Here is a 20,194-nt window from a genome sequence, read left to right on the forward strand (position 1 = left end):
GTGCAAAAAAAAACCTCCACCAATTATGGCGGAGGCTATCTATCAGGGTGCATCTACCATTTCTTTTTCCCATATTCTTATCCTTAATCCGGGAATTATAAATTTGATTTTCTGTTGTTTTTGTGCAAAAAAAAACCTCCACCAATTACAGCGGAGGTTATCTATCAGGGTGCATCTACCATTTCTTTTTCCCATATTCTGATACTGAATCCGGGAATTATTAATTTTATTTTCTGTTGTTTTTGTGCAAAAAAAAACCTCCACCAATTACAGCGGAGGTTATCTATCAGGGTGCATCTACCATTTCTTTTTCCCATATTCTGATACTGAATCCGGGAATTATCAATTTAATTTTCTGTTGTTTTTGTGCAAAAAAAAACCTCCACCAATTACAGCGGAGGTTATCTATCAGGGTGCATCTACCATTTCTTTTTCCTATATTCCTATACTCAATCCGGGAATTATAAATTTAATTTTCTGTTGTTTTTGTGCAAAAAAAAACCTCCACCAATTATGGCGGAGGCTATCTATCAGGGTGCATCTACCATTTCTTTTTCCCATATTCTTATCCTTAATCCGGGAATTATAAATTTGATTTTCTGTTGTTTTTGTGCAAAAAAAAACCTCCACCAATTACAGCGGAGGTTATCTATCAGGGTGCATCTACCATTTCTTTTTCCTATATTCCTATACTCAATCCGGGAATTATCAATTTGATTTTCTACTTTTTTAGTGCAAAAAAAAACCTCCACCAATGAAGGCGGAGGCTATCTATCAGGGTGCATCTACCATTTCTTTTTCCTATATTCCGATACTCAATCCGGGAATTATCAATTTGATTTTCTAGTGTTTTTGTGTCAAAAAAAAACCTCCACCAATTACAGCGGAGGCTATCTATCAGGGTGCATCTACCATTTCTTTTTCTCATACTCCTATACTTAATCCGGGAATTATCAATTTAATTTTCTGTTGTTTTTGTGCAAAAAAAAAGCCTCCACCAATTACAGCGGAGGTTATCCATCAGGGTGCATCTACCATTATCTTTTCCCATATTCTGATACTTAATCCGGAAATTATAAATTTGATTTTTATTTTTGAGTAAATCCAAAGGCTCGAGTTCCAGCCCAAGCATGGTTATCAAGATACTATTTGAGATATTTCTTGATAGGTATTCTCAGAAATTAACATAATTTCTTTTGCTGTAACCAGATTAAAAACTTGTTGAGAAGTTGATGAAGATAACAAGAGTCCACTGATTAAGATATTAGTATCTAAAATAACTCGTAATCTACTCATCTTTTAATAATTCTTCTAAGATTTCAGGTGTTAAACCGTTTTCTTCTGCTTCTTGACGAATTTGTTGGACAATTTCTTCAAAACTTGTATTTTTGAAAAGTTCTTTAAGAATAAAGTTACAAATAAGAAGCACATTTTGCTGTTTTTCTGGTTCTGCTTCTCGGTACGCTTTGGCAATTTCAGGTTCAACTGGAATGGTAATATTTTCCATGATAAATTAAAGTTAGTAATCTATATTTATTATAGCAATTTTGAAAATTATTTCTGTTTTATGCTCTCCTCTTTCTTTCTAATCCCGTAATGTTCGCTTTGTGGTTTTAGCCCTTGATTTCATCGTAATAATGCCTGAAATCCTGCTTGAATAAAATGAATATCTGAAGTAACAGCATCTATTAAGTTATGTTGTTTCATAACAATAAATGAAATACAATCAACTAATCCCCATGTTTTGTCTTGTCTAGATTCATATAAATTTAGTCCTTCTTTAAACAGTTGAGGGGTAATATTCACAATTGAAATGTTATTAGTTTGGTAACATTGTTGAATAAAAGCAGAAACTTTGCGACGATCGTAGGTACTAAGTGCATTACCAACTTCCATAAAAATTGCCTCTGTTATCCAGACTTCTTGGGCATTTTTTACACGTGGCAAAAGTTCCATAGCAGGAATATGATATTGGTTGCGAGGATTTAAAATTGCCTGAATGAAAACCGTGTCTAAAAAGAGTCTGTCTTTATTCATTTTTCAGGTTTCTTTTGGGTGTACCATACAAATAATGATCGTGTTCTTTTGACCAGTCTTCGGGAGCTTCATAAGTTCCTGCCATTTCTTCTAATAAATCCCAAGCATTTTTATAAGTTGTTTCTGTCTGTTTTTCTTGGGAAATAATCTGGATAGTGTAACGGGTATTGGGTTTTAAATTAATGGTTTCTTCGGGATAAAAAACTGAACCATCATAAGTAACTGTGAATTTTTCTAGCATACTTAGCATCTCCTATTGATTATACTGATATACTATAGAAATTTAAGGTTATTTCCGTTTAAAGTTATGCTCAAGCAACTTCCATAAATATTATTTCTGTTTTCTTGTATCTAATAGTTGTTCTGTTTTAGTAGATAAGTCCGGTCTTCCACTTGACCACATTGCCACTGATTTTGGTAATTTTTGAGGTTTTTTAGTAAGATAATTGGCGATTAATTCTTGGATAATTTCAGGAATAGGTTTTCCTGTTTGAGTGGCTAATTTTTGTAGGTTAGCTTCAGTTTCTTTTTAAAAGCCTCTTTCTTCAAATATTAGATTACTTAATACCTGTAAAAATATTATTGTAGTTATTAATTGGGAATCCAAAAAATAAGTAGTGAGGGCAAACAGCCGCTTGCCCCCACCTATTAATGAATTTATCAAATTGATATTAGACGTATTCAAAATAGTCAGCATTTAAGTTCAAGTTCGTATTACCTTCAACGACTGCAATGAGTTCATCTCTACGGAACCAGTGCCAAAACTTATTATTGTCATCCCTGTAAATACTTACTTCGCTAGATCCCGAGCTTACTATGGTAAAATCATTAGGCGATCCATGCAGGTAAATTGTATCTTCATTAGGATCAAAATCTTTCAGGCGAGCATAGTCTCCTCTGCCAGAATTTCTAACATTACCATCATCATAGTAGAGTCTATATTGGTCACCAAGAATAAATAAATCAGTTCCTTCTCCTCCAGTTAATGTATCTATTTCCCCTCTTCCACCATCACTGTTTGTAATATCTGGCATTAGCCCAGGTGTATTCTCAATGACATCGACATCAACTCCGATCAAAACATCACTTCCTTGACCACCATTTAAGAGATCGTTACCCTTACCTCCAATTAAGAGATCGTTACCATTGCCTCCACTAAGAGTATCATTACTGTTATCTCCAATTAAGAGATCGTCCTGATCTTCATAGAATTTAGCTATATATCCATCAGAAGAGCCATTACTTAGCAAGTCATTTGTGCCATCTCCGTCAATGTCGATGCTGCCAGAGAAACTTCCTGTACCCCACACATTACCATTACTATCGATGGCTATACCATTGCCAATTTCATAACTGCTACCGCCGATATTTTCTGCAAACAGCAAGTTGCCATTACTGTCAAACTTGGCTACATAGCTATCATGACCGCCATTATTGATCAAATCATTATTACCGTCAGAGTCGATGTCGATGTTGCCCTGGAACTGTCCTGTAACCCACACATTACCATTGTTGTCGGTGGCTATACCATTGCCCTCGCTATGGTCAAAATCGCTACCACCGATATTTTGAGCAAGCAAAAAGTTGCCATTACTGTCAAACTTGGCTACATAGCTATCATAAATGCCATTACTCATCAAATCATCCGTGCCGTCTCCGTCAATGTCCATGCCTTCCCAGAACTGTCCTGTAGCCCACACATTATCATTGCTGTCAGTTGCTATGCCATAGCCAATGTCATAACCTGTACCGCCCATATTTTTTGCAAACAGCAAGTTGCCATTACTGTCAAACTTAGCTATATAGATATCAGAAGAGCCACTATTACTGGTCAAATCATCCGTGCCGTCTCCATCAATGTCGATGCTTTCCTCGAACTCTCCTGTAGCCCACACATTATTATTGCTGTCGGTTGCTATGCCATAGCCAACGTCATAACCGATGCCGCCAATATTTTGTGCAAACAAAAAGTTGCCATTACTGTCAAACTTAGCTACATAGCTATCAAAAGAGCCATTACTGATCAAATCATCCGTGCCGTCTCCATCAATGTCGATGTTTTCCCAAAACTGTCCTGTAGCCCACACATTATCATTACTGTCAGTGGCTATACCATAGCTGTCAGTGGCTATACCATAGCCAGGCTGAGTACTGCTACCACCAATATTTTGTGCAAACAAAAAGTTGCCATTAATGTCAAACTTAGCTACATAGGCATCAGCACTGCCATTACTGGTCAAATCATCCGTGCCGTCTCCGTCAATGTCGATGCTGCCAGAGAAGCTCCCTGTAGCCAACACATTACCATTACTATCAGTGGCTATGCCATGCCCCTCGTCCCAAAAATTACTACCAATATTTTGTGCAAACAGCAAGTTGCCATCAATGTCAAACTTAGCTATATAGGCATCAGCACTGCCATTACTGGTCAAATCATCCGTGCCGTCTCCGTCAATGTCGATGCTGCCCTCGAACTTTCCTGTAACCCAGACGTCACCATTATTGTCTGTGGCTATACCATAGCCAGTGTCACTATTGCTACCACCTATATTTTGAGCAACTGCCAACTGGTACATGAAATTATTCTCCTGAGTTACTTTTGATTTCCTAAGTTTGCTACTGATTCATAATGTTTAATAGCAACAGCTTATATAATAAATTAGTTTTCATCATACTACAAGCAAAAATTAGTTAAATTTTGGGATCAGATAAAACAGACTTAAAATCTATCAAAAAATCTTCTATATTCATTCATTGCCAAATCTTTCTAAACTCTCTTCCCTCCTACATACCATTTTTCAAAAACTTATTTTGTTGAACAGGGGAGTAGGGGAGTAGGGGAGTGGGGGAGAAAAAAACATAAGAATAATGAATATTAAATTAGCTAAAATTAGCAGAAAAGTGATTCTGTTTCTACTAATTAATTAATAACTGATATCATGTCCGGTAGCATCGTTTGTGTATAAAATTAAGGTGATAATAGGAGAAAACCTTCTGCCTCCTGCCTCCTGCCTTCTGCCTTCCTTCCACCAAAGTCTAATTATTCAACCGGACATGATATGAAGTATTGCGCAAGTATAGCAATAATGCATGGGAATTGGTATAACTCCTATACGTCGTCAATCCGAGGGTTCCCCTACCTAGCCTTTTATCTAACTACACTAATGCTACAGGGTTTGACCGATTATCATATATAATTATCTAAAGAAGAACTCGATAGATTAGAAGTATGAACATGAAAAATTCTGGAGTATTTTGTATAGTATCCGAATAATTAGCGATCGCATAATTATCACAATAAAGTTTTAAACCCATCAAGCAAAGCAGTTATAAAGAAAATATAGAGAAAGTTCACTAATTTAGCTAACTTTAAGATATTTATAAGAGAAATATTTTTAAGTAATTAAAAACTATGAGCAAAACAAAATTGTCTAATCTATATAAACTAGAAGACTGGTGGACTGTCTGGATCGGTTTGTTACTGTTAGCAAGTGTATTTAGCGGGTGGGTGAAAGTTGTGCCAAAAATGCCTAAGTGGAAAGGAGGAGATATTGCTGCGGCCTTGCCGATAGAGTTAATTCCCGGCTTAATATTATTAGCGATCGCTCTATGCGCTCTATTTACATTTGGCAATATTGTGATGGAGGGACGTAGGGGTAGAGCAATGATACCAGGATTTTTCGGAATTTTTCTCTTAGCTACCCTCGCTTATATATTAGGAAACTCCCAAGTGGCTAAAGCAATAAATCTCGGTTATGCTTTCTGGGCACTGGCGATCGGGTTATTAATTAGCAACACAGTCGGTACGCCAAAATGGCTCATACCCGCAGTACGCACTGAATACTATATCAAAACTGGCTTAGTCATTTTGGGAGCAGAAATTCTATTTAGTCGCATTGTCGAATTTGGACCTTATGGTTTAGCGATCGCTTGGGGAGTTACGCCAATAGTGGTTATTTTCATGTATTTGTTTGGTACTCGCATCCTCAAAATGCAGCAAAAAACATTAGTAATGATCGTCGCAACCTCAACTTCGGTATGTGGAGTATCGGCAGCTATTGCCGCAGCAGCAGCTTGTCGCGCGAAAAAGGATGAGTTAACTTTGGCGGTAGGAATGACTCTAATATTTACAGTCATAATGATGATTGCAATGCCTTTGTTTGTCCAAGCAGTCAACATGAATGAATTAGTCGGTGGAGCTTGGTTGGGTGGCACTATTGATGCTACTGGTGCTGTGGTTGCAGCAGGTGAAGCATTGGGAGATGTGGCTGGAAAAACTGCAGCTTTAGTAAAAATGATTCAAAATATGTTAATTGGAGCGATCGCTTTCGGAATAGCAATTTTTTGGGTGACATCTGTGGAAAAGAAACCAGGCGCTCCTACTCCAACTTTAAATGAATTATGGGTAAGGTTTCGTGACATACTCCCACACTAACCTGACGGTATAGTGTGGGCTTCTCGTTTCACAGTCCCGGTATCCCGTCGGACTCCACGAGCTTTAAGAACGAGATGCCCCATCGCTCTTTTTGCGCATAAAAAACTGCTCACCTAGTTCCGCAATAAGATTTTACGTTTTCCCACGGTTAGCTAGGAATTCGGGCCAACAACCCCATATCCTATTAAATTTTCATGGTTCATTACTGGCGGCGATTAGCTCAAACCAGAATAGTTCGATCATAACATAAAATTTGTAAATTAATGAGGTATTGAACCCCATTAATTTACCGCCGACTCATCTGGTGCCAAATCACAGATTATGGCGTGAGGCTCAAGAGCGATTTAGCTAAGTTTGTTTTGGGTTTCGTTGCAGCGTCTTTATTAGTATCTTTTGTATTTGTACCTTTAATGGGTTTAGATAATGTTCAAGGTTTATTGAAGCAGACTAAAAATTATCGTGGTTGGCTATTTTGTATAGCATTTTTATCAATTGGATTAGAGTCTAATTTCCGAGTTTTAGCCCAACAAATGCGTGGTGGTAAACCAATGATTTTGTATATTGTGGGGCAAAGTTTTAATTTGTTATTAACTTTAGCTGTGGTGTGGTTGATGTTAAGTGGAAACTTTTTTCCAGTACCAGAGTTATAAAGTCAAAAGTCAAAAGTTAAAAGTTAGAATTTAGAACTCAAAAGTCAAAAGTTAGAAGTAATCCCTGTAGCGCGGGCATCTTGCCCGCGACTGGTGTACCTCATAATTCAAAAGTCAAAAGTCAAAAGTTAGAAGTTAGAATTTAGAACTCAAAAGTCAAAAGTTAGAAGTAATCCCTGTAATGCGGGCATCTTGCCCGCGACTGGTGTACCTCATAATTCAAAAGTCAAAAGTTAGAAGTAATCCCTGTAGTGCGGGCATCTTGCCCGCGACTGGTGTACCTCATAATTCAAAAGTCAAAAGTCAAAAGTTAGAAGTTAGAAATAATTCCGTGACTGAGTTTGAGGATGTACAACATATTTCGGGCAAATGAGGTACAAGCTTGAATGGTAAAATCATCGTAGCGTAGGCATCTTGCCCGCGACTGGTGTACCTCATAACAACGGAAACCGCTGTATTAATGTCCGCTTAGAAGTCAAAAATCAAAAGTTATAAGTTAGAAGTTAGAAATAATCTCTGACTGAGTTTGAGGATGTACAGCATATTTCGGGCAAATGAGGTACAAGCTTGAATGGTAAAATCATCGTAGCGTAGGCATCTTGCCTGCGTTTAGGTATCTTGCCCGCGACTGGTGTACCTCATAACAACGGAAACCGCTGAGAAGTCAAAAGTCAAAAGTCAAAAGTTAGAAGTTAGAAGTTAGAAGTTAGAAATAATCCCTGACTGAGTTTGAGGATTTATATCAAATCCGTTTAATTCGGTATAAAAAAAATATTCCATCTTCACCCAGAGCGGAAAGAATTCTGAGTTCTCTTCCCTTCTGAATTCTGGATTCTGAATTCTGGATTCTGAATTCTGAATTCTGATTCACTAAAAGTAGTTAATTTTAATTATGAAAAGAAAAGTTTTTTTATTAATGGGAATAGTGACTTTTATTCCACTGTTTTTATGGGGATTAAATCTGATGATAACTAGAGGTTATTTAGGCTCCGTTATGTTAGATATTTATGAAAGCGATCGCGATGCTTCAGCTATTTTTTGGACAGATGTAGAAAATCCATAATTAGGGTTTGCTGAAAAAGTCTTTTAGTAGGGGTAGGAGACAACCCACCCCTAACCCCTCCCAACCCACCCCTAGCCCCTCCCAGGAGGGGAGGGGAAGACAGGAGACAGGATAAATCGGAATTTAGAGGAGGTAGGAGTAAGAATTGTAAGAATGATTTTTCTGTCCAACTATGCGCCTAAAATACTAACTTTTTGAGCGTTTTAGACTGAAACAGGCGCTCTTTTTTCGACCCCAAAAAGGCACTTGTCTTTAATATGTCAATGCTTTTAGATTAGATCGGTAAGCCCTAATTAAGAAAATATCAGGAACGGGCAAGATGCCCATTCCACAGATGACTTTTGAGGGGCGGTGAAAATATTAGGAACGGGCAAGATGCCCATTCCACAAATCAACAATCTTCTTCAAAATCCATTACCAACTAAAATAAATGGTGCCCAATAATAAGGATGATTAAACTCACTATTAATCATTGTAATTTGTGCTTTTTGTACTGCTTCACTTCTACTTGCACCATTCTTCAAAGCTGCATAAAAATCATTCATAAATTCATGGGTACCCTGATCGTCAACTCGCCATAAAGTTGCCAAAGTTGCTGATGCACCAGCTTCTTGTATTTGATAAGCAAAACCGAGAATTTCTATCCCATTTTTTAACTGTTTTCCTACACCAGTTTGACAAGCGCTCAACACTACTAATTCTACATTCCTTAAATCCCAATCTTTCACATCTAGTAGGCTAGCTCGATTGCCATCTCCAAATAGTATAAAAGATTCTTCTGGATGACCATTTACAAAGGCAGCATGAGTAGCAAAATGTACAATATTATAGTTATCCATTTGTGATACCATAGCTTTTTTAGTAAAAGCATTACCTAATAATTTATTGGTTTGAGGAAACATCGTTGCTAATTTTTCTACCTCTACTCCAGCAAAAGGTAATCCTTCAAAATCAAAGTTTTTTTGGCCTATTTGGAAATTATAAATTCCTTCTGTTAAAGCACCTGCTAAAACTAGAGGATTAATCTCTATTTTTGGAGTTAAATCCATTAAACTAGCAGTGGTAATATTATTGATGTTAAACTTTTCTACTAACCATTTTTCTCCATCATATAGTGCTGCTAAAGGAACATAACGTAGTGGACCATCGGGTGCATAAATAATAGTTTTAGCATTAATGATTGTGAGGTGAGGTTCTATAGGTTTTATCAACCAATTGTAAAGTTTTGCTCCAGCTTCTATAACTCTTTGATCGGGTTGATTATTATTTCCTCTAGATGATGATAGGGCTTTATTTCTATTTGTTAATCTCACTCTTAATTTAAGGATAGCTTGACTAAATTCTTCCTTGGTTACTGAAACAGTGCGATGAACTACATCGGAATTAGCACTAACTAATATTAATTCTAAGCGGTCTTCTAAAAGTAATGGATATAAGACTACCGTATTTTTTTCTTGATGTTCTTGAAGTTCATACCTTAAGGAAAGCAACAGATCCGAAGTGATTTTTTGACTATGAGCATTTTTCTCTAATTCTGAAACAATTTTTGCCACTTCTTCACTATCAATAAAATTATTAATACTCAGCAATTTTTCTGGCGAAATATTCCGATTCTCAACCTGGTTAGTACCAGCTTCATTCATTAGCTGAGTATACATTTTCCAGAATTGTTTTTCCAGTTCTAGCAGTGGAATTTCAGTATATTGATCCTCATTAGCACTTGAGTTTCCCATATATTCAAACATCTCTTGTGCTTTCAATAAATCGAGAATTTGATGTGCTTCTATGACGCGTTTTTCTTGGAGCAATAAGTCAGCCAAAGTACGATATATTTCGGCAACACTTTCTATATAAGATTCCTGCTGTTCTACTGGTAATACTTTTAAATCTTTGCGAATAGCTTCAGTAATATTAACTGATTTTTTATAAAAGATTATTGCTAATTTAGGGTGATTTTGTCTTTCTAATAATTTACCGATATTTGCTAGGGTAATTCTTTCTCCATCCTGATTACCAAGTTGTCTATCTATAATTAAAGTATGAGTCAGAAATTGTAAAGCATCTGGATATTGGTCTGACTCCCGATGTACTATACCAATATGATGAAGTGTAGCTGCTTGACCTTCTTTGTCGCCCAATTCTTCTCGAATAACTAATGCTTCCTGATGAGATTCTAATGCCTGAGAATTTTTGCCCTGTTCTCGATAAATTACACCTATATTATCAAGAGTTGTAGCAATACCAAGACGGTCTTGATTTTGCCGATGAATTGCTAAAGCTTGTTGATAAAATTCTAAGGCTTTTGGAAATTCTTTTAAGCGACGATAAATAGCGCCAATATTATTTAAAATTGTAGCTTTTGTTGGGGGGTTAGTCTTTAAAACTTGCTGATAAAAGTTGATTGCTTCTTCGTATTGACCTAACTGAGAATAAACCAACCCCATCTTACTTAAAATTGCATTAATATTTGCACTATCTTTTTCCTGTTTAGCAATTTTTAAAGCCTCTTGATAAAACTCTAAAGACTGGGAATATTTACCTTGAGTATCGTAAATAATAGCAATTTCATTTAAAGTTCGACTAATAGCAGCACGATCGCCCTGTTGATTACGAATTTCTAATACCTGTTGCCAAGTTTCTATAGCTGCTTCTAATTCGCCATTTTGAAATTGTTGTGTAGCTTGATCGTCAAGTTGTTGTGCTTCTATTTCTAAATTTTCTTTGGTTAGGCGGTCGCTATATTTTGTGGTCTGTTGTGCAATTGCCTTTGAATGTATATGTATTTTCTCTGTTATTAGAAATGGACACAAAATCAGGAAAAATCCAGTACCGATAATTAATCTAAAATATTTCCAATTTCTCATTTTATATTCTTTAGGGTGAATTTATTTTATGTCTATAAACTTATTATAACTTCAACATTCTCTATCTATAAACGGTAATTTCTCTTAGAAGCTACTGGAAATTTATACAATTACTATATTTAAGTCCCAACTCTTGAGTACTAAGTTTAAATTAGAACTAATTTCCACACATAATATAACTCTAGATTTATGCTAAAGGATAGAATTTTTTTTCGATAAATAATCTCAAATAATATAAAAATTCAATATTGATAATTGATATATCATATATTAACTTAAAATATATTATTCAGCGATTTATCTCACAGGAAGTATTTCAATTTTAATCTGAACTCCCGTTTCCTTAACATTAGGAATATGTTCAATAGTCAGTTTAGGAATACAACTCAAGCGGTCGTCCTGTAGCACTCCCGCACCGTTTAAAGTTAAAGCATCAAGACAAGCTCCTGCTAAATTATCTAGATCGGAATTAGTACGATGTTTACCACAAAAACTGATAGAAATAGCTGCTCTTTTAATTGGTAAATCTACTTCTAAATTAAGCTCAGAAACTTGACGGTAAATTTCTACTTCTGCCTGATTTCTCCAAGCACGATATCGAGGTGGTAAATAAGTACCATTAGTAGTAACTCGTGGGCGTGCTTTTGGAACTACTTTCCCAGGAAGGTAAAAGTTAATAATTGTGGCATTTTCAGATTCTTCAGAACCTGGAATAGAGGTCGGAAAATTTTCAGTATTGTTCAATAAAGGAATAATTTGATTAGCTTCTGTATTCACGTCTTCTTCAACATTATCTTTTGACTCAGAGGAAATAAGTGGCATTTGGGGCATATTCTCCATGGTAGACAAATCTATTTTTCTATAAGCATCTAATTGTGTCCGGAAACTAGGCCAACTTTTAGCTATTTGCAGATAAGTTTCAGCACAACTTTCTGAGAAATTGCAATTCTTTTTTAGCCAAGATTGCCATTCAGTAGGAGAGAATAAAGCTTTAATTTCTAGCAATAATTGCCCTAAAGAATAAGCAAATGCCATAGCATTCATGGGATCGTCTTGGCATTGTTTATGTTTAAAATTAATTTCTATTATTAAGTCTTGCCAGTTAATTAACATTTTATGTTAGATATTATGTGAAGAAGTTGACTATAGAGTTACAGCGCGTAGCGCTAGGGAATAGGGAATAGGGAATAGGGAATAGGGAATAGGGAATAGGGAATAGGGAATAGGGAATAGGGAATAGGGAATAGGGAATAGGGAATAGGGAATAGGGAATAGGGAATAGGGAATAGGGAATAGGTAGGGACGTTGCATGCAACGTCCCTACAGATTATTTCGTTTATAGGTTGTTCGGGAGCAACTAATCAAAGGGGTATTCAGAATTCTTATGTTGATTACGGTTCGTCCAAATATCTTAATTCTTATGTTGATTCACCAACACCCTTTCTGAGCATAAAATTTAGGGACAAACAGTTGTTCGCCCCTTCTCAAATTAATTAATTGTTGTAGCTATCAGCAGTTTTTAGATAAATAGGGTTTGCTGATTAAATGTCAAAGTCTTTACTGATATTGGTTTTAGCCTTTTTAGATCGTGAAAAAATACCTGATTTTCGCCTCAGAAGGCTCAAAAAGTGAGTATTTTGGCGTATAGTTGGGCAGAGTTGGCAAGGGATAATTTTTCCGACTACCTCCTCTACAACTCCCTCCAACTCTTGAGTTTTAGCTACTCCCTACTCCCTACTCCCTACTCCCTGCCTTAGCAAAAAGACTTATGAGTGCAAACCCTAAATAAATGTGATTCATTTATCAAAATAATTGGGTCTAAAACCCTGCATTGGCGAAATATTTTTGGAGGGTTGCTCACACATCCGCGTGACAAAAATAACTTCTGTACGTCGCTCCCTCTTTCTAACTTCTAACTTCTGACTTTTGACTTCTGACTTCATTAACGGCGTCGTCTAGAACCAAAACCACCACCGCGACGAGAGGGAGATAACCCACCACTACCAAAACTACGACGTTGTTGGCGAGGTTTTGCTTGATCGGAACGACGCAAGTCACTGGCACTAGCACCGCTTCCCGTGGAACGATTTAGGTTTTGTTGCTGTCTGCGATTGTTGTTATTTCTAGTTGAATTAGTTACACCTGTAGAACGCAATGTTTGACGGTTTTTCACTGCTGCTGGTGCAGTTTGATAACGTTCTTGATATCGGTTAACAGCTTGGTCATAGCTATTGCCATACCCACCATAACCAGTCATTACTCCACCTGGTTGATAAACTGGTGGTACATAATATTGAGGTCTGAACAACATATTACTAATTGCTCCACCAACTACCTGACCTGCTATTGCTCCAGCAAAAGGTGTCCAGAAGTTAGACTCTCGACGCACAATTATTGTTTCTTGTCTACCTGTTTGGGGATCGGTTTGGACTTCAGTTACGTTGTGTACATATTCAATTTTAAAGTCTGATTTGATGTGTAAACTAGCTTGGTTGCCATTAATTTCAGCATAGTTAGTTTTGCCTTCCTGAATTTCTTCCTCAGTCAAACTTGCCATTTGCAAATCTGTAGTACTATACGTAGGTGGTGTACCTGACGGAGTATTCAGCAACATTAGAGTATATTCGCCGTTGGCATCATTATAGGTTGCCTGTTGTACGGGATATTGTCCCTGAGTTACTTGATTTCGATTTTGCTTGGTGAGGTTGGAAGAAATATTGGAATTTGAGTTTTGATTTGATGTTGTGTTGGAGCTGCCACAGGCCACTGTTGTCCAACACAATGTTAAACACATAAACAAAACGGTTAATTTACGCAACATATTATAATTTTCCCTAAACAACTTTGAGTGAGTTCTATTTATTATTCTACCTTGATTTGGTTTTTAAGTAGGGAACATTAACGAAGTCAGAAGTCAGAAGTCATATCATGTCCGGTTGAATAATTAGACTTTGGTGGAAGGAAGGCAGCGGGAGCTGGAGGCAGGGGGCAGAAGGTTTTCTCCTATTGTCACCTTGATTTTATACACAAACGATGCTACCGGACACGATATCAGAAGTTAACCCACCCCTGCCCCTCCCCAACCCACCCCCGCCCCTCCCAGGAGGGGAGCTAAGAGGGGAAGTAGGGGATTTGAGTTTCGCTCCAAAAATATTTCGCCTTAAAAGGCGGGGTTCGCGACCCATATTATTTTGATCAGTCAAAAGTTCTAATTTCTGTGTGTAATATCATATTCGGTTGAATACTTATGCTTTGAAAAAGAGAATGGTATTCGCCCTATATTTTAGGGGCTTTCTGGCCATTAGCTAGCACACAACTATGTTAACGTCCCTACGCATTGTATGAGGATTAAGCAAATTATATAGCGCTACGCATTCAGATGTTTGACATAAATAGAAGCTGAAACCCTTTTGCATTGGTCTGTTGGCTATTGCCTCTCTTGGTCGATTGGATATGGCGAGGAGACCTCGCCACCCCAGGTTTGATAGGGAATGAGTAGCAGTTGTTGTCTCACTCCCTGCTGTCTTTTTATAAAGGAATAAGTTCAGAAAAGTTTACTAATAATTGTTCATTATCTAACTCATCTCCTAAACGTGCTGGAGAAAAATGTATTTGGATACCTCGCAGTTTTTCTTGATAATGCAGATTAATTAAAGCTTTTAATGCTGCCGTCATTGCACCCATGCTAGCAAGATCGGCTTCAATATCTGGTACTTCTCCCTCAAAAGCAACTGTGAGCATGACTACTAAGTTGCCAGTAGGTGATAAAGTTAGGAGTTGGTCATCTGCTTCATGATCTTCATTGTCCCCAGAGCTTAGGTAACGAGAAGCTGAGTCTGTAAACAGTTCATCAAAGAAATCTCCTGCTTCTCCTTCATTCCAAATTACATCTCCCTCATTAGCAGCAGACTGCCAATAGGTATCATACTGTAGGAGACTCTGACAGACTTCAACGAGTTCTTCTCCTGCTACTTCCAAGTTACCTTCTGATGCAACTATTTCCCTTACAGCTCGATTCAAAACACCCAAGAAAGGCGTTACCTCTGAACCTGCTAAGTGAAGAAATAAACGGGAAACAACAAATCGAGTTTTACCTGTAAATTTTTTGAAACTATCTTGCCAAGAACTCATAATTTACCTTCAAAAAAATCAAAAAGTCAAAAGTAATAAAGATTAATTATATCATGTTTGTATAAAAGAAAGGCAGGAGGCAGGAGGCAGGAGGCAGGAGGCAGGAGGCAGGAGGCAGGAGGCAGGAGGCAGGAGGCAGGAAGCAGGAGGCAGGAGGTAGAAGGTTTTCTCAAGAGTGTCACCTTAATTTTATACAGGCTCCGATACTACCGGACATGATATTATTATGATTCTTGTCGATCGTCAATTTGTCTTTTTCCTGCCAAGTATGTTTACAGTTGAAATCAAAATGCTATTTATAGTTTGCTGATTAAATCTAAAATAATTGCCAGATAAAGGTTTTAGACTTTTTAGGTATTGAAAAAGTACATGGTTTTCAGCTCTTCATGCTCAGGCATGGAGCGCATTTTTAGCCCATAGTTGGGCAAAAAAATTCTCCCCTACTCCCCTACTCCCCTACTCCCCTACTCCCCTACTCCCCTACTCCTTATTCAGCAGACCCTATTTAGCCTTTACCTAGGTGATTACATTATCTATAAGGGAACGCGCACCAAGCAGGTAGAAAAATGATTCCATTTTCCCATTTCCCCTACTCCCCATCAAACTTAATAGGCTTTAACTGTAAAATACTAGATGTCAAAAACAATAATATTAGTTATGATATTAGTGAACGTTAAACTAATCAAAATAAAATTATATAATTTCTTAATATTAGCTAGTAAAGAGTTATGAAATCTGATGTCAACAGTTTGCGCACCTGCCAAAAACAGTTAGTTGATTTACAAAATGAAAATGCTATTCTTCGAGAACGTCTATATCAGTTGGAGCAAATATTAGATATTTTACCTGAAAACTTAATTTGTCAAGATTTGGTGAATCAGGAGATACTTTATAGCAATCGTGCTTTTCAGCAACAAAGTCGTGAAAATCAAACTAAAATTTCAGAAGTAAGCAGAATAACAAACGATAAACATCCTGTAGAAAAAACTACCCAAATTAAACTAAATGATCATACAGAAGAACGCTATTTAGCTATCCATCAAATTCCTCTGCGTAATAGTCAAGGAAAAATTAGTTATTTAGTAACATTTTCTCAAGATATCACTGAGTTGAAACAGCTTCAACAGTCACAACAGCTATTGTTCTCAATTATCGATCGCTTACCTCAAATGATTTTTTGGAAAGACCGCAACAGGATTTTTTTAGGGTGCAACCGTTACGCTGCTCAAATTTGTGGTTTTTCATCACCTACAGAAATTATTGGTAAAACTGACTACGATATGCCTACTACAAAGGAAGAATCTGAGTGGTATCGGGAATGCGATTTGAGAATTATGGAGACTAATACTCCAGAGTTTAATATTATAGAAACCCAACATCGTCCAGATGGTAGTCAAGCTTGGATCGAGACGAACAAAATACCACTCCATGACAAAGAAGGAAATGTGACAGGTATAGTAGTATCCATCGAAGATATCACTGAGAAAAAGCACACAGAAGCACAACTACAAGAAGTTACAGCTCGTTGGCAACGTATTGCTGCAAGCACCCCTGGACTTTTTTATCAATATTGTCAATCTCCTACAGATCCTATAGGAAAATTTACCTTCCTGAGTGAAGGTTGTTACGATATCTGCGAACTCGATCCTGAAGCGGCACTTGATGATAATAGTATCTTGTGGGAATTAGTTCACCCCGACGATCTTCCTACCTTTCAGCAGTCTATAACTCAGGCATTCAAACTTGAAGCAATATGGCAAACAGAATATAGAATTACAACTCCTTCTGGCAAGCTCAAGTGGCTACAAGCAACTGCAACGCCATGCAAACAAAATGATGGAAATGTCTATTGGGATGGCATTATTCTTGACACTACCGAACTAAAGAAAACTGAAGTTGCCTTGCGTCAGAGCAAAGAAAAATTAAGATACTTTTTTGAAAAGTCTCCTCTAGCTGCAATAGAATGGGATGCTGATTTTCACGTTATTGACTGGAATCATACTGCAGAAAAAATCTTTGGTTATAGCAAAGCAGAAGTCCTTGGCAAGTCGGTCTCAGAATTTCATCTTGTTCCTCCCTCAGCGCAAGATGATGTAGCTCAAGTAATTCAACAGTTACTTGCAGGAACAGGAGGAACATTCAGCATCAATGAAAACATAACTAAAACAGGAGAAATTATTGTTTGTGAGTGGCATAATGTTGCGTTTCATAATGAGACTCATCAGGTAATTAGTGCTTTTACTTTGGCACATGATGTCACAGAACGCCAAAAAATTCAATCAGAATTAGTCCAACAGCGACAGTTACTCAGAACTATTGTAGATACTTTGCCCCAAGCTATTTTCTGGAAAGACCGCAATAGTATTTACAAAGGTTGTAATAGTACATTTATTAGAGAAATAAATCACAAACCTTGCTCAGAAATTGTTGGCAATACAGACTATAGTTTTGCCTTGAGTGAGGAGGAGGCCAGATTGGAACAACAGAGCGATCGAGAAATTATGCACTCTGGCAAACCACAAATGCACTTAGTTGAGCAAAGACAACTTCCTAATGGCGAGCAAGTTTGGCTAGATATTTGCAAAGTTCCTTTAGTTGATGAGGATGGTAGAATATTCGGTATTCTTGGTACTTATGCAAATATTACTGAACGCAAGCGAGTAGAAGAACAACTAAAACAGCAAATGATGGCAATTGAAGCTGCAATAGATGGGATTGCAATTTTAGTTGATGGAGAACATTACTCATACATAAATCATGCTCATGTGCAGATTCTCGGGTACGATAACCCAGAAGAGTTACTGGGGAAAAGTTGGCAAATTTTATATGAACAGGAAGAATTAGAACGTATCAAAAAAGAGGCTTTTCCTATAATCGAACAACAAGGTTTTTGGCAAGGGGAGTGTGTAGCAAAACGAAAAGATGGTACAATTTTTGAGGAAGAAGTTGCTTTAACAATGACAGATGTGGGACTTGTTTGTATTTGTAGGGATATTAGCGATCGCAAGCAAGCAGAAGCAAAAATCAAGGAGAGTTACAACCTATTAAATGGAGTAATTAATAGCACAACAGATGTAATTTTTGCCAAAAATTTACAAGGACAATATCTGCTAGTTAATTCTGCTTTTACTGATAGTTTTAACACATCAGTTGAGGATATGCTGGGCAAGGATGATACAGTTATATTGCCTCCTGAAATTGTACGAGAAGTCAGGGATAACGATCGCCAAACTATTGATAGTGGCAACTCAAAAAACCATCAGGAACTTGTACCTATAAAAGGTCAACTCAGAACCTTCCTCACGACAAAAACACCTTTTCAAGATGCTGAAGGCAATATTATTGGTATCGTAGGTATAGCAAGAGATATTACTGAACTCAAGCGTACCGAACAAAAGTTACGAGAAAAGGCCCAACGAGAACAACTGTTTAACCAAATTATCAGTCAGATACGCCATTCTCTGGATATTGAAACTATTCTAAATACTACTCTCAATAGAGTTCGGGAGTTGATGCAAACAGATCGATGCCTTTTTTCCTGGTATTGCACTGATGCAGAAGAACCTTATTGGTATATTAGTAATGTGTCTCAACTTCCAGGTTTGTCCGATATACCAAAGAAGTACCCAACTTCCATATTAGGTTCGATCAATCAGAAGGCTTTACATTTAGAAGTTATCAAAGTAGTTGATACTAACTTAGAACCAGATCTAATTTTTCAAAAATTGCTCAAATCAATAGAAATTAAATCTTTTCTGTCTGTTCCCTTTCAAAAAACATCAGGTCAAATTGGAGCATTAATATGTAATAATCACACTCAGACACGCCACTGGAGTGATACAGAAATTAGTTTACTACAAGCTGTAGTGGAACAGTTAGATATTGCTTTGACTCAAGCAGAACTTTATAATCAAAGTCGTAGCAAGACAAGAGAATTAGAAGCTACTCTCAAGAAACTGAAGCGGACTCAAGCTCAGATGATTCAAAATGAAAAGATGTCTAGTTTGGGTCAACTTGTTGCAGGAGTAGCTCACGAAATTAATAATCCCATCAGTTTTATTTATGGCAATCTTTCTCATGCTAAACAATATACTCAAGATTTATTCAATTTGATTGAGCTATATCAAACCCATTACCCTAACCCACATCCTGAAATTCAGGAAGTAATAGAAACGATGGAATTAGAATTTTTGCAGGAAGATTTACCGAAAGTTTTCAACTCAATGAATGTGGGAGCTAACCGTATTGAAGATATTGTCAAATCTTTGAGAAATTTTTCACGCCTTGATGAATCTGGACATAAAAAAGCTAACCTCCATGAGGGAATTGATAGTACTCTTACTATTTTATATAATCGCATTAATAGGCGAAATAATCTTCCGGCCATTGATATCGTTAGAAATTATGGCAATCTTCCAGAAGTAGAATGTTATCCAGGAGACCTTAATCAGGTATTTATTAATATTATTAGTAATGCCATTGATGCTATTGAAGAAAAAGATGCAAAGCGGACTACCGAACAAATTAAATTAGAACCAAGTCTAATTGAAATTTCCACTAAGATTGTTGGTAAATTTGTACGAATTTGTATTCGGGATAATGGACTTGGTGTTACACCAGAAGCTAAAGAGCGTCTTTTCGATCCTTTCTTTACTACTAAGGATATTGGTAAAGGTACTGGACTAGGATTATCTATTAGCTATGAAATTGTAGTTGAGAAACATGGCGGTAGCCTAAAATGTAACTCTAATTCTGGTAAAGGTACAGAGTTTGTGATTAAAATTCCGATGAAGCTCAGTAGTCAATAGCTAATATCATGTTCGGTTGAGGAAGGAAGGCAGCTATGCTGGAGGCAGAAGGCAGAAGGGAAGAAAAGGCTTGAATAGAAAAAGTTTTTTGATTACTAATTATCCGGACATGATGTAATATCAAATCCGGTAGCATCGGTGTAATAAGATAGTGAATCAGAATTCTGAATTTCCTATGGAATGCTCCGCAAACAGAATCCAGAATT

Annotated in this window: 15 protein-coding genes; 6 read left to right on the plus strand and 9 right to left on the minus strand. The window is 37.0% G+C overall.

Annotated features, from left to right (window positions below):
• Window positions 1–1,137: 1,137 nt before the first annotated feature.
• The 5 genes from F6K54_RS09905 to F6K54_RS09925 form a co-directional block, all read right to left on the minus strand.
• Entirely contained in the window at window positions 1,138–1,296 is a 159-nt protein-coding gene (locus F6K54_RS09905; RefSeq protein WP_293076973.1) for a PIN domain-containing protein, read from the minus strand.
• Window positions 1,289–1,507: a hypothetical protein gene (locus tag F6K54_RS09910; protein WP_293076975.1), complete on the minus strand. Its 219-nt coding sequence runs from the start codon at window positions 1,505–1,507 to the stop codon at window positions 1,289–1,291. Before F6K54_RS09910 ends, F6K54_RS09905 begins: the two co-directional genes overlap by 8 nt.
• Window positions 1,508–1,626: 119 nt before the next feature.
• Window positions 1,627–2,037: a type II toxin-antitoxin system VapC family toxin gene (locus tag F6K54_RS09915; RefSeq protein WP_293076977.1), complete on the minus strand. Its 411-nt coding sequence runs from the start codon at window positions 2,035–2,037 to the stop codon at window positions 1,627–1,629.
• Window positions 2,030–2,278 carry a hypothetical protein gene (locus F6K54_RS09920; RefSeq protein ID WP_293076979.1) on the minus strand — a complete coding sequence of 83 codons (249 nt, stop codon included), beginning with the start codon at window positions 2,276–2,278 and terminating at the stop codon, window positions 2,030–2,032. Before F6K54_RS09920 ends, F6K54_RS09915 begins: the two co-directional genes overlap by 8 nt.
• A 430-nt stretch (window positions 2,279–2,708) precedes the next feature.
• On the minus strand, window positions 2,709–4,613 hold the full coding sequence (locus F6K54_RS09925) for a hypothetical protein (RefSeq protein ID WP_293076981.1): 1,905 nt from the start codon (window positions 4,611–4,613) through the stop codon (window positions 2,709–2,711).
• 836 nt (window positions 4,614–5,449) lie between these two features.
• Between F6K54_RS09925 and F6K54_RS09930 the strand changes: the two genes are divergently transcribed.
• From F6K54_RS09930 to F6K54_RS09945, 4 genes are all read left to right on the plus strand, one after another.
• A complete protein-coding gene (locus F6K54_RS09930) occupies window positions 5,450–6,472 on the plus strand; it encodes a YeiH family protein (protein WP_293076983.1) in 1,023 nt (340 codons plus the stop codon).
• A 326-nt stretch (window positions 6,473–6,798) separates the two neighbouring features.
• Window positions 6,799–7,122, plus strand: coding sequence for a hypothetical protein (locus F6K54_RS09935; RefSeq protein WP_293076985.1), 324 nt, complete (start codon window positions 6,799–6,801; stop codon window positions 7,120–7,122).
• 181 nt (window positions 7,123–7,303) lie between these two features.
• The gene (locus F6K54_RS09940) at window positions 7,304–7,495 is read left to right on the plus strand and encodes a hypothetical protein (RefSeq protein WP_293076987.1); all 192 of its coding nucleotides are present in this window, start codon (window positions 7,304–7,306) and stop codon (window positions 7,493–7,495) included.
• 519 nt (window positions 7,496–8,014) lie between these two features.
• The gene (locus F6K54_RS09945; protein WP_293076989.1) at window positions 8,015–8,185 is read left to right on the plus strand and encodes a hypothetical protein; all 171 of its coding nucleotides are present in this window, start codon (window positions 8,015–8,017) and stop codon (window positions 8,183–8,185) included.
• A gap of 404 nt (window positions 8,186–8,589) precedes the next feature.
• Here the strand turns inward: F6K54_RS09945 and F6K54_RS09950 are convergent, their stop codons facing one another.
• The 4 genes from F6K54_RS09950 to F6K54_RS09965 all read right to left on the minus strand — a co-directional run bounded on the left by F6K54_RS09950 (window position 8,590) and on the right by F6K54_RS09965 (window position 15,180).
• Window positions 8,590–11,049 (minus strand): CHAT domain-containing protein, encoded by a 2,460-nt coding sequence (locus tag F6K54_RS09950; RefSeq protein WP_293076991.1) that lies wholly within the window; start codon window positions 11,047–11,049, stop codon window positions 8,590–8,592.
• Between the two features lie 297 nt (window positions 11,050–11,346).
• Window positions 11,347–12,162 (minus strand): RusA family crossover junction endodeoxyribonuclease, encoded by an 816-nt coding sequence (locus F6K54_RS09955; RefSeq protein WP_293076993.1) that lies wholly within the window; start codon window positions 12,160–12,162, stop codon window positions 11,347–11,349.
• Window positions 12,163–12,991: 829 nt separating this feature from the next.
• Window positions 12,992–13,870, minus strand: a complete 879-nt coding sequence (locus F6K54_RS09960) for a hypothetical protein (RefSeq protein ID WP_293076995.1) — start codon at window positions 13,868–13,870, stop codon at window positions 12,992–12,994.
• A 707-nt stretch (window positions 13,871–14,577) separates the two neighbouring features.
• A complete protein-coding gene (locus F6K54_RS09965) occupies window positions 14,578–15,180 on the minus strand; it encodes a DUF1517 domain-containing protein (RefSeq protein ID WP_293076997.1) in 603 nt (200 codons plus the stop codon).
• Between the two features lie 57 nt (window positions 15,181–15,237).
• Between F6K54_RS09965 and F6K54_RS09970 the strand changes: the two genes are divergently transcribed.
• Window positions 15,238–15,399 (plus strand): hypothetical protein, encoded by a 162-nt coding sequence (locus F6K54_RS09970; RefSeq protein WP_293076999.1) that lies wholly within the window; start codon window positions 15,238–15,240, stop codon window positions 15,397–15,399.
• A 509-nt stretch (window positions 15,400–15,908) separates the two neighbouring features.
• Window positions 15,909–19,988 (plus strand): PAS domain S-box protein, encoded by a 4,080-nt coding sequence (locus F6K54_RS09975; RefSeq protein ID WP_293077000.1) that lies wholly within the window; start codon window positions 15,909–15,911, stop codon window positions 19,986–19,988.
• Window positions 19,989–20,194: the final 206 nt, after the last annotated feature.

This window comes from Okeania sp. SIO3B5, assembly GCF_010692555.1.
Classification (GTDB): domain Bacteria; phylum Cyanobacteriota; class Cyanobacteriia; order Cyanobacteriales; family Microcoleaceae; genus Okeania.

Coding starts and splice junctions, on each gene's coding strand:
- F6K54_RS09975 (WP_293077000.1), top strand. CDS start 15,909: ATGAAATCTGATGTCAACAGTTTGCGCACCTGCCAAAAACAGTTAGTT.
- F6K54_RS09915 (WP_293076977.1), bottom strand. CDS start 2,037: ATGAATAAAGACAGACTCTTTTTAGACACGGTTTTCATTCAGGCAATT.
- F6K54_RS09940 (WP_293076987.1), top strand. CDS start 7,304: ATGCGGGCATCTTGCCCGCGACTGGTGTACCTCATAATTCAAAAGTCA.
- F6K54_RS09930 (WP_293076983.1), top strand. CDS start 5,450: ATGAGCAAAACAAAATTGTCTAATCTATATAAACTAGAAGACTGGTGG.
- F6K54_RS09960 (WP_293076995.1), bottom strand. CDS start 13,870: ATGTTGCGTAAATTAACCGTTTTGTTTATGTGTTTAACATTGTGTTGG.
- F6K54_RS09920 (WP_293076979.1), bottom strand. CDS start 2,278: ATGCTAGAAAAATTCACAGTTACTTATGATGGTTCAGTTTTTTATCCC.
- F6K54_RS09950 (WP_293076991.1), bottom strand. CDS start 11,049: ATGAGAAATTGGAAATATTTTAGATTAATTATCGGTACTGGATTTTTC.
- F6K54_RS09945 (WP_293076989.1), top strand. CDS start 8,015: ATGAAAAGAAAAGTTTTTTTATTAATGGGAATAGTGACTTTTATTCCA.
- F6K54_RS09925 (WP_293076981.1), bottom strand. CDS start 4,613: ATGTACCAGTTGGCAGTTGCTCAAAATATAGGTGGTAGCAATAGTGAC.
- F6K54_RS09965 (WP_293076997.1), bottom strand. CDS start 15,180: ATGAGTTCTTGGCAAGATAGTTTCAAAAAATTTACAGGTAAAACTCGA.
- F6K54_RS09910 (WP_293076975.1), bottom strand. CDS start 1,507: ATGGAAAATATTACCATTCCAGTTGAACCTGAAATTGCCAAAGCGTAC.
- F6K54_RS09905 (WP_293076973.1), bottom strand. CDS start 1,296: ATGAGTAGATTACGAGTTATTTTAGATACTAATATCTTAATCAGTGGA.
- F6K54_RS09955 (WP_293076993.1), bottom strand. CDS start 12,162: ATGTTAATTAACTGGCAAGACTTAATAATAGAAATTAATTTTAAACAT.